Origin of the sequence: Cereibacter johrii, assembly GCF_001720585.1 — a bacterium.
Taxonomy (GTDB): Bacteria; Pseudomonadota; Alphaproteobacteria; order Rhodobacterales; family Rhodobacteraceae; genus Cereibacter_A; species Cereibacter_A johrii.
Window position 1 is genome coordinate 1 of record NZ_MABH01000127.1, and the last position, 9,244, is coordinate 9,244.

A 9,244-nucleotide genomic window follows, 5' to 3' on the forward strand; every position below is an offset into this window, starting at 1 on the left:
TCTGAGCCAGGATCAAACTCTCAAGTTGAAAGTCCCGAAGGACTATCCTTGACGTCGAACCTTCGCACATCTGCCTCGGGCATCGCCCGAGGTCTTTCTGTCCATGTGCCAAGTTACCGAAGTAACGTGACCCACAAGACAGTGAAGCTTTCACCTACATCATCGCCGAAGCTAGTAGGCCGATATGCATCCGGTCCGCCGTCGAAACGACCAAACCGCCCGCATATCCCTTCATCATCATCAATGTCAAAGAGCGCAGAAGACAAAACAAACCGAGACGCCAGTCAACCAGCGATCCCGTCCGCCTCATCTTCCAGATTTCCCGAGACCTTCAAGGCAGCGCCGCCGCCTCTCAACCCCGTCACCGTCGCCGTTCCGCTTCGGTGAGGCGCTATCTAGGGAACCGCAAAAAAACCCGCAAGAGGAAAAATGACAGCGCCACGGAAATTCCTCGCAACGCGTTGATCCGAAAGGACTTCACCAGAAGCGCCGCGCCGCCCTTCCGCCCCCTGCCCCGCCCGGGCCTCAGGCCGCGATTCCCTCGAAGATCCCCGGCTCCAGCTCCTCCCAGAAGGCAAAGATCGCCCGCGCATTCAGCGCAGATCCCCAACCCAGCCTCGCAAAATCCGCCCGCTCGAGATCCCCCTCGAGACGGCGCAGAAACAGCCGACGGTCCGCATCCCGCTGAGTCGGGTTGCGGGAATCGGCAACAGCCCGCACCCGCGCGAGTCGTTCCGACCGGTCCCGACGCTCGGCCGCGACGGCCGCCTCGCGCGCAGCCTCCGCGCGCGCCTGCTCTTCTTCCGCAGCCTTGCGTCGGGCCGCAGCTTCCACCGCTTCAGGCGAGGGCTCGGGCGTGGCGGATGTGGAGTAATCGTCGCGCAGTGCGGCCGAGAGATAGCGCACCGGGCTCGTCACCCTGCCCTGCCCCGCGACATAGTCGAGTTTCTCGGCGACGTGGCTCTCGCCATGCTCGGCGATCCACTGCCGGGCCAGCCGGTCGCCCACCCCCACCGCGATCAGGCGCTGGTAGGTGCGCGAGCTGCGCATGGCCTCGCCGTCGTCGATCTCGAACATGGCGAGCTGCGGGTTCTCCTTGATGAGGAAGCGCACGTCGGTGACGGCGCGCGCCATCTTGCGGAATTCGGGCGTGACGATGATGTTCGAGCTCTTGTTCACCTCGGCCACCGCGGGCTTGATGATCTTGGCGTTGAGCTGCTTGAAATTCTCGTAATAGGCGCTGTCGTCCACGCCCATGAGCCTTCGGAAGATGTCGATGGGCCACCAGCCGGTCGACCCCGTGCGCACGAAGCGGAAGCAGTTCTCATAGAGGGCGAGCGCATGTCCCGAGGTGAAGCGCCGCTGGATGTTCAGATTGATGAGGGCGAAGACCTTCGGATCGTGCAGCTTCTCGGCCAGGGCCGGGGAATAGGCATATTCGCAGATCCCGCCCGAGAGCTTCGCATAGGAGAGGAGAGAAGAGACGCCCCACTCCTGCCGCCCCTTCTGGTCCAGCATGTCCCATTCGGCAACCGTCTCAGCCAGGCTGCGCAGCGAAGCCTTCAGGGTCTCCATATCGTTCGAATTGTAGCCGATCATCAGGCAGAGCGTGCGGGCGTCGATCGCATGCTTCGGCCGGGTGATCAGATGGTCATAGGCGTTGAGGAGCAGCACGTTCGACAGCTTGCGCTGCAGAAGCGTGAGTTTCCCCGAAACGTGGATCGCCGCCACGTTCTTCTTCACCGACTCGCGCCGCAATGCGCCCGTGAGGGCGTCGCGTGGAATGTCGCGCAGCGCGCCCTCGGTCGCCCTGCCCCGGCCAGCGATTTTCTGCGCCATGCCCCTGCCCTTTTTCTGCTCGCCCTCATGATGCCGGAAAAGGGACCCTGCCTCAAGGTACGTTCAGGTACCCATCGCCTCTGAAACGGGCTCCCGTAAACGGGTTCCCTTCTGAGCCCGAATGGTGCCTTGGGAACCCGTCTACAGGACGGCCTCACTCCCAGGGACTCCGAGTACGCTCCAAGAACGCGCGCTAACCTCTTGAAAGCGCGAATCGGGAGGCGAGCGCGTCGAATCGGAGCCGGATTCTGGTGCCTGTGGGCCCGGAATCGGATGCTTTTGCCCCTGCTGACGGGTGCCCTTGATCCTGCAAACAGGTGCCGGTCAACCCGTGGATGGGTTCCCTGTAAGTCATAACACACTGATAGGGCTATGAAATATCCACGGAAAGACTCTCAAGTTCTGAAAGAACAAACAAGCTTTGACATGCCCGGCTGTGTGTTTTCCTCCCATGCAGAAGGAGTTTCGCCTGCGAAACCGGCCTCTCACCCCTTCCCATGTCTTCGGTTCGAAGGCTGTTCCCGGCAGCGACGCGATGTGCCATAGTTTCGAAAACAGGCACCGAAACATGTGACATCGAGTGGACAGTCGGACATGACACGCAAGACGGACTTATCTCTGCCGCCCTACTTCAATCTCGATCCGGCCTCCGCCGCGGCGAAGCTCGGAAAGCCGGTAGACACGACGCGATTCGCGAAAGCAGCGGCCTTCTGTGCCCGCGGGCGTGACGATCTCGCCCGCAAGGGCTATGCGCCGGACGGCAAGAAGCGGCTGCGCAAGTTCTCGACCTGGGAGATCTGCCGCTATCTGATTCCCGTGGCATCGTCGCACCTGCGGCGGGTCCTTCGCAACAATCCCGAGCTTCCGCAAGGCGAAGGCGAAGGCGGCGCGAAATGGTTCACGCTCGAGGAAGTGCTCGCGCTGCGAAACTTCTTCGCCGAGGAAGGCGCCGCCAAGAAGGAATACCGCCCCTACCGCCCGAAGGGGCTGCCGGCCAAGGTCGTGGCGGTCGCGAACTTCAAGGGCGGCGTGGGAAAGACCTCGACGGCCGCCCATCTCGCCATGTCGGCGGCACTCGACGGCTACCGGGTTCTGGTGATCGATCTGGACAGCCAGGGCTCGATGACTTCCATCATGGGGGGAAGGGTCGCCGACGAGTGGCAGACGGTCTTCCCGCTGCTGGCCAAGGACTACGCTCTCCATGTGCAGGAGGAGAACGAGGTCCGGGAAGCGAAGGGCGAAGGGCCCCTGCCCCTCGACGAGACCCTCACCGAGGCGCTGAAGATCACGGCGGCCGACGTGGTGCAGAAGACGCACTGGCCCAACATCGACCTGATCGGCGCGCAGCTGAACCTCTACTGGGCCGAGTTCCAGGTTCCGGTCTGGCGCATGATGCTGCGGCGCTGGCCCCTGTGGGATGCGCTGACCGGGTTTCTGGAGCGCGAGGGCCTTCTGCGCGACTATGACATCATCCTGCTCGATACGCCTCCTGCACTTGGGTACCTTACGATCAACGCGCTGGCCGCAGCCGATATCCTGCTCGTGCCGCTGGGGGCTTCCTTCCTCGAGTTCGATTCCACGGGCCGCTTCTTCGACATGCTCTATTCGACCTTCGCCTCGATCGAGGATGGCGAGAATGCGGCGCGTCGGTCGGCGGGTCTGCCGGAGATGAAGTTCGAATGGGATGTGGTGCGCGCGCTCATCACCCGTTTCGACGCGAACCAGCAGACCGATCTGGCAAACGTGGTGCAGGCCTATTTCGGCGATTTCATGAATGCCTATCGGCAGGACTTCACCGCGCTGGTGGGTCAGGCGGGGGAGCAGGTGAACGGCATCTACGAGGCCGACTACCGCGATTTCAACCGCGAAACCTATGTGCGGGGCCGTGAGACATTCGATAGGACCTATGCGGAGTTCAAGGAGATCCTGATCGGGTCGTGGTGGCGCGATCAGGCGATGGAGAAGAAGGAGGCGGAGAATGGCGAAGCGCAGACGGCTTGAAGCCCCCTCGGCGGAAGAACTCGAGGAGCTGGAGACCGGTTTCGCCCGCGAAACCTCCACCAGCACGCGGCCGCCCATCGCGCAGGTTGCAGCGGATGCGGCCTCGCTCGCCATGCCTATGCCCACGGCCGAACGGGCCGCTGCCGCGAAGGACAGCGCCGATGCCACGCGGCTGAGGCAGGCCGAAGCCGAAGGGTTGCTGCTGCTCGAGATCCCGTTGGCCGAGATCCGCGCCGACGACCTGACGCGCGACCGGCTGAAGATCGACGGCGAGGAGATGGACGAGCTGCGCGCTTCGATCCGGGCGCATGGGCTGCGGTTGCCGGTCGAGGTGTTCGAGCGGCCGGACGGGCAGGGCGAGCGCTACGGCCTGATCTCCGGCTGGCGACGGCTTTGGGCCTTGCGGTCGCTCCATGCGGAAACGGGCGATGAGCGCTATGCACGGGTGCGTGCTCTGGTGCGTCGCCCGACCGATGTCTCGGCGGCCTATGTCGCGATGGTCGAGGAGAACGAGATCCGTTCCGATCTCTCGCCTTACGAGCGCGGGAGGATTGCGGCGCTTGCGGCGGGGCAGGGGGCGTTCGGGTCGGTGGAGGAAGCGGTCGACGTGTTGTTCGGCGCGGCCTCGAAGGCGAAGCGGTCGAAGATCCGCAGCTTCGCCCTGATCCACGAGGAGCTGGGCGATCTCCTGAGTTTCGCCACGACGCTGGGCGAGCGGCCCGGGCTGCGTCTGGCCCATGCCCTGCGGCTGGGCTACGCGGGGGCGCTGCGTGAGGCGCTGGCGGCGGCGCAGGGAGGCGATGCCGAGGCGGAGTGGCTGCTGATGGAGCCCTTCGTAAAGGCTGCCGAAGGGACGGTGGTGGATCCGTCGCGCGGCGGCCGCCCGTCCCGTAAACAGGTGCCTGTCTCGGCGACGGTCCAAATCGAGCGTCCTGCCGACGGTCCGGGCTACCTGTTGCGGCTGGAAGGGGACGACGTCGACGAGGCGCTCGTGCAGCGTATGGCGCAGGAACTGCGAAAGCTGCTGGCGTCGGGGCGGGTTTCGCCCGCGAAACCCTTCTGATCCACAGTTCTTCCGAGGGGCGGGTGCCGGAAACCGGCTTCGCCCTTCGGACTGGACAAGCCGCTCCATCGGCATCAGACTTCCTGCGGACGGAGCGTGATGCCGCTCCGCCGCTCCGGACGCGTCCCGAAAACGGGTACTTTTGGTGTGTAGAGCTGGTTAAAATTATCCATACATATGAACTGGTTAACCGCGTAACGCGCATAATATCCCGGGAATGAGCGTCTCTTCCGACAGTCGCGGGCCTCTGCCGTCGGGGGGTTTCGCGGCGAAACCCCCATTAGACAGGAAGATGCGGAGGCCCGCCGGTTGCCGATGCGCGGGGGGGGCGGGGGCCCCCCCGCGGGGAGCCACTGGAAAAGCGGGGGCCTCGATCCTAGATCCGGCGTCAGAGACAGAAGGACCCATCGACATGCGCCTGATCCTCGCCATTCTGCTGCCCTGGCTGCAGTTCTTCACCATCGGCCGCCCCTTTGCCGGCATCATCTGTCTGATCCTGCAGCTGACGCTGATCGGCTGGCTTCCGGCGGCCATCTGGTCGGTCTTCGCGCTGAGCCAGTATCAGACCGACCGGAAGATCGAAGCGGCCTCGCGCGGCCGCCACGGCTGAGGCGCGCGCCACCCATCGGCGGGGCAGGGCCGTCGCGGCCCGCCCTTCAACAGGCTCCCCCCCCGGCCGGGTAATCCTCGCACCGCTCCTGCGGTTTTCCGCGAGGCTCCGGCGGCTTTTCCTGCTTTGCAGAACGACCGCGGGATGAGACTGTCGCGGTGACGATCGGTCGCAGGCCGCCGGGGGAGGACCGGCCCCTGCCTCGAGACCGACGTTTCACGAGGGAGGACAGTCATGACACGTTTCATTCTGGCAAGCCTGATGGCGGGCGTTCTGGCGCTGCCGGCGCTGGCTGCCGACTACACGATCCTTGCACCCGCCGCGCCCGGAGGCGGCTGGGATCAGACCGCCCGCACCATGCAGGAGGTGCTGCGGTCCGAAGGCATCTCGGAAAGTGTGCAGGTGCAGAACGTGCCGGGCGCGGGCGGCACAGTGGGGCTCGCGCAGTTCGTAGCCTCGGCGGCGGGCGATCCGAGCCAGCTCATCGTCGGCGGCTATGTGATGGTGGGCGCGATCCTCACCAACGGCTCACCCGTGGGCCTCGACGACGTGACGCCCATCGCGCGCCTCACGGGGGAATACGAGGCCATCGTCGTGCCGGCCTCGTCGCCGATCCAGACCGTGGGCGAGCTCGTCGATCAGCTGAAGGCCGATCCCGGTGCCGTGTCCTGGGCGGGAGGATCGGCGGGCGGCACCGACCATATCGCGGTGGGGCTTCTGGCCAAGGCCGCCGGTGTCGATCCGACGAAGATCAATTACATCGCCTTCTCGGGCGGCGGCGAGGCGCTGGCGGCGATCCTCGGCAGCCAGGTGACGGCGGGCGTCTCGGGGCTGAGCGAGTTCCTGCCGCAGGTCGAGGCGGGCACGATGCGGCTTCTGGCCGTCACGGCGCCGGAGCGGCTCGAGGGGGTGGATGCGCCGACGCTGGCCGAAGCGGGCTATGACGTGGTGTTGCAGAACTGGCGGATGGTCGCTGCGGCGCCGGGGATCTCGGACGAGCAGAAGGCCGCGATCCTGGCGGATATCGAGAAGATGAACGCGTCCGAAGGCTGGCAGAAGGCGCTGGCCTCGAAGGGCTGGGCCAACACCTGGCTGGCCGGCGACGCCTTCGCGGAGCAGCTGGCCAAGGACAGGGAGACGACGGAGGGCATCCTGCGGGAGATCGGTCTCGTCAAATGAGGCACCGCTTCCCCGACAATCCACGCCGCCCCGACCGCGCGGCGGTGGTGATCGGCCTGCTCTTGGCGAGCGTGGGCGGGCTTCTGCTGTGGGAGGCGCACCGCCTGCCGCAACAGGGCGGCTACGGCGGGGTGGGCCCCGCCGACGTGCCGCGGATGATCGGCTGGGGTCTGATGGCCCTGGCCGTCTGGACCGTGGTCGAGGCGATGCGCGGGGGCTTCGAGCCCCGCCCGCGCCAGCAGGTGCCGGCCGTGCTCTGGATCGTGGGCGGGCTCGCGGCCCAGCTCTTGCTGCTGCCCGTGGCAGGCTTCTCCATCGCAAGCGGCCTGCTCTTTGCCTGCACCGCCCGCGGCTTCGGCGAGCGGAGGCTCTGGATCGCGCTGCCCGCGGGCCTGATCTTCGCGCTGCTGGTCTATGGCCTCTTCGACGGGATCCTGTCGCTGAACCTGCCCTCGGGCCCGCCCGAGCGGCTGATCTACGGAGGCTGAATGGGCACGTTCGACTTCCTCCTGCAGGGTCTCGCGGTGGCGCTCGATCCGATGATCCTGCTCTATGCGCTGGTGGGGGTCACGCTCGGCACGGCGGTGGGGGTGCTTCCCGGCATCGGTCCCGCGCTGACGGTGGCGCTCCTGCTGCCGGTCACCTACGGGCTCGACCCCGCGGGATCGCTCATCATGTTCGCCGGGATCTATTACGGCGGCATGTATGGCGGCTCGACGACCTCGATCCTGCTCAATACGCCGGGCGAGAGCGCCTCGATCGTGACGGCGCTCGAGGGCAACAAGATGGCCCGGGCGGGCAGGGGAGGGCCCGCGCTCGCCACCGCCGCCATCGGCTCCTTCGTGGCGGGGCTTCTGGCGACGATCGCGCTGGCGCTGATCGCGCCCACCGTGGTCAAGCTCGCGCTGGTCTTCGGGCCGCGGGAATATTTCGCGCTGATGGTGCTGGCCTTCGTCACCGTCTCGGCCGCCTTCGGCGACAGCACGCTCCGGGGGCTCACCTCGCTCTTCATCGGGCTCGCGCTGGCGGTGGTGGGCATCGACCAGCTGACCGGGCAGGCGCGGCTCTCCTTCGGCGTGCCGCAGCTTCTCGACGGGATCGAGGTCACGACGCTCGCGGTGGCGCTCTTCGCGGTCGGCGAGGCGCTGTTCGTGGCAGGCCGCGGGATGCATCGGGACGACGAGGCCATCGCGGTGAAGGGCTCGCTCTGGATGACCGCGCGGGACTGGGGCCGGTCGTGGAAAAGCTGGCTCCGCGGGACGGTGATCGGCTTTCCCATCGGCGCCATGCCGGCGGGCGGGGCCGATATCGCGAGCTTCCTGTCCTATGCGACCGAGAAGCGCTTCACGCGCCACCCCGAGGAGTTCGGCCACGGCGCCATCGAGGGCGTGGCCGGGCCCGAGGCGGCCAACAATGCCTCGGCCGCGGGCACGCTCGTGCCGCTCCTGACGCTGGGCCTGCCCACGACGGCCACGGCCGCCATCATGCTCGCGGGGTTCCAGCAGTTCGGGCTCCAGCCCGGCCCGCTGCTGTTTGCCACCAACCCCCAGCTCGTCTGGGGGCTGATCGCAAGCCTCCTCATCGCCAACGTGATGCTTCTGGTGCTGAACCTGCCGCTGATCGGGCTCTGGGTGCGGCTGCTGACCATCCCGAGGCCCTGGCTCTATGCGGGCATCCTGCTCTTCGCCACGCTCGGCACCATCGGGGTCAATCCCTCGCCGGTCGAGCTGGGGATGCTTCTGGGCTTCGGCGTGCTGGGCTATCTCATGCGGCTTTTCGGCTATCCCATCGCGCCCGTGGTGGTGGGGCTGATCCTCGGCCCCATGGCCGAGCAGCAGCTGCGCCGGGCGCTCGCCATCGCGCAGGGGGATGTCACGACGCTCATCGCCTCGCCCATCGCGGCTACGCTCCTCGGGCTTGCGGCGGCGGCGCTGATCGTGCCGATCCTCATGCGCCGTTATGGACGCGGCGACATCCTCGTGAAGATCGCAGCCGACGAGGACTGAGCGCGCAGCCCTGCCGAACGGCTCGCCCCGCCGGATCCGGCCCGGGGCGACGCCGTGGCGGGAGGTGCGGGAGTTCCCTGCGGCAGGTTTTCCGCTAAGTAATTATTTTTCAATAGTAAAACGGCCACCGCCCGTTCTCCGGTTCCCGACGATGCCGAACGGATCGGGGCGGATGCCATTCGCGCTTCGTGAACGGCGGCCTCACCCGCCGTAGATGTTCCAGGACCGGGCGAGGCGGTCCTCGTCGATGTTGCGCCCGATCAGCACGAGCGTTCCTTCCTCGGGCGCGGGGCCGGGCAGGTCGGTCCCCTCGGGCAGGATCTCGGGCGGCTGCACCATCCGGCGCACGGACTGGAGGAGGAGCCGCCCCGCCGGCGTCCGCACGACGCCCTTCACCCGCACCACATCCTCGCCGCGGGCCTGCAACAGCGCCGAGAGCCAGGTCGAGAGGGCGACCCAGCCCCCCTCGGCCCCGATGCGGAGCCGGTGCGGTCGGATCGGAGCCGCCGCCGCAAGCGGGGGGAGGGGACAGGGCTCGGCCCCGTC

The 9,244-nt window shown here is 66.8% G+C and carries 8 protein-coding genes; 6 read left to right on the plus strand and 2 right to left on the minus strand.

What is annotated here, in order from left to right:
- Window positions 1–525 precede the first annotated feature (525 nt).
- Window positions 526–1,839 carry a replication initiation protein gene (locus A9O63_RS10235; protein WP_069331838.1) on the minus strand — a complete coding sequence of 438 codons (1,314 nt, stop codon included), beginning with the start codon at window positions 1,837–1,839 and terminating at the stop codon, window positions 526–528.
- A 594-nt stretch (window positions 1,840–2,433) separates the two neighbouring features.
- On the opposite strand from A9O63_RS10235, the gene A9O63_RS10240 reads away from it, so the two are divergent.
- From A9O63_RS10240 to A9O63_RS10265, 6 genes are all read left to right on the plus strand, one after another.
- Complete coding sequence (locus A9O63_RS10240) at window positions 2,434–3,840, plus strand: AAA family ATPase (protein ID WP_069331839.1); 1,407 nt, start codon at window positions 2,434–2,436, stop codon at window positions 3,838–3,840.
- Window positions 3,818–4,903, plus strand: a complete 1,086-nt coding sequence (locus A9O63_RS10245) for a ParB/RepB/Spo0J family partition protein (RefSeq protein ID WP_069331840.1) — start codon at window positions 3,818–3,820, stop codon at window positions 4,901–4,903. Before A9O63_RS10240 ends, A9O63_RS10245 begins: the two co-directional genes overlap by 23 nt.
- Before the next feature lie 412 nt (window positions 4,904–5,315).
- Window positions 5,316–5,513, plus strand: coding sequence for a YqaE/Pmp3 family membrane protein (locus A9O63_RS10250; RefSeq protein ID WP_069331841.1), 198 nt, complete (start codon window positions 5,316–5,318; stop codon window positions 5,511–5,513).
- 234 nt (window positions 5,514–5,747) lie between these two features.
- Window positions 5,748–6,692 (plus strand): Bug family tripartite tricarboxylate transporter substrate binding protein, encoded by a 945-nt coding sequence (locus A9O63_RS10255; protein WP_069331842.1) that lies wholly within the window; start codon window positions 5,748–5,750, stop codon window positions 6,690–6,692.
- The gene (locus tag A9O63_RS10260) at window positions 6,689–7,180 is read left to right on the plus strand and encodes a tripartite tricarboxylate transporter TctB family protein (protein ID WP_069331843.1); all 492 of its coding nucleotides are present in this window, start codon (window positions 6,689–6,691) and stop codon (window positions 7,178–7,180) included. The genes A9O63_RS10255 and A9O63_RS10260 overlap by 4 nt, the downstream gene beginning before the upstream one ends.
- Complete coding sequence (locus A9O63_RS10265; RefSeq protein WP_069331844.1) at window positions 7,181–8,698, plus strand: tripartite tricarboxylate transporter permease; 1,518 nt, start codon at window positions 7,181–7,183, stop codon at window positions 8,696–8,698.
- A gap of 201 nt (window positions 8,699–8,899) precedes the next feature.
- On the opposite strand, the gene A9O63_RS10270 is transcribed toward A9O63_RS10265, so the two are convergent.
- Window positions 8,900–9,244: CobW C-terminal domain-containing protein (locus A9O63_RS10270; RefSeq protein WP_141703072.1), on the minus strand; the 345-nt coding region annotated here is incomplete at its 5' end.

Bases quoted from the DNA above. Each gene is read 5' to 3' on its own strand.
- A9O63_RS10235 (WP_069331838.1), bottom strand. From the start codon at position 1,839: ATGGCGCAGAAAATCGCTGGCCGGGGCAGGGCGACCGAGGGCGCGCTG.
- A9O63_RS10240 (WP_069331839.1), top strand. From the start codon at position 2,434: ATGACACGCAAGACGGACTTATCTCTGCCGCCCTACTTCAATCTCGAT.
- A9O63_RS10245 (WP_069331840.1), top strand. From the start codon at position 3,818: ATGGCGAAGCGCAGACGGCTTGAAGCCCCCTCGGCGGAAGAACTCGAG.
- A9O63_RS10250 (WP_069331841.1), top strand. From the start codon at position 5,316: ATGCGCCTGATCCTCGCCATTCTGCTGCCCTGGCTGCAGTTCTTCACC.
- A9O63_RS10255 (WP_069331842.1), top strand. From the start codon at position 5,748: ATGACACGTTTCATTCTGGCAAGCCTGATGGCGGGCGTTCTGGCGCTG.
- A9O63_RS10260 (WP_069331843.1), top strand. From the start codon at position 6,689: ATGAGGCACCGCTTCCCCGACAATCCACGCCGCCCCGACCGCGCGGCG.
- A9O63_RS10265 (WP_069331844.1), top strand. From the start codon at position 7,181: ATGGGCACGTTCGACTTCCTCCTGCAGGGTCTCGCGGTGGCGCTCGAT.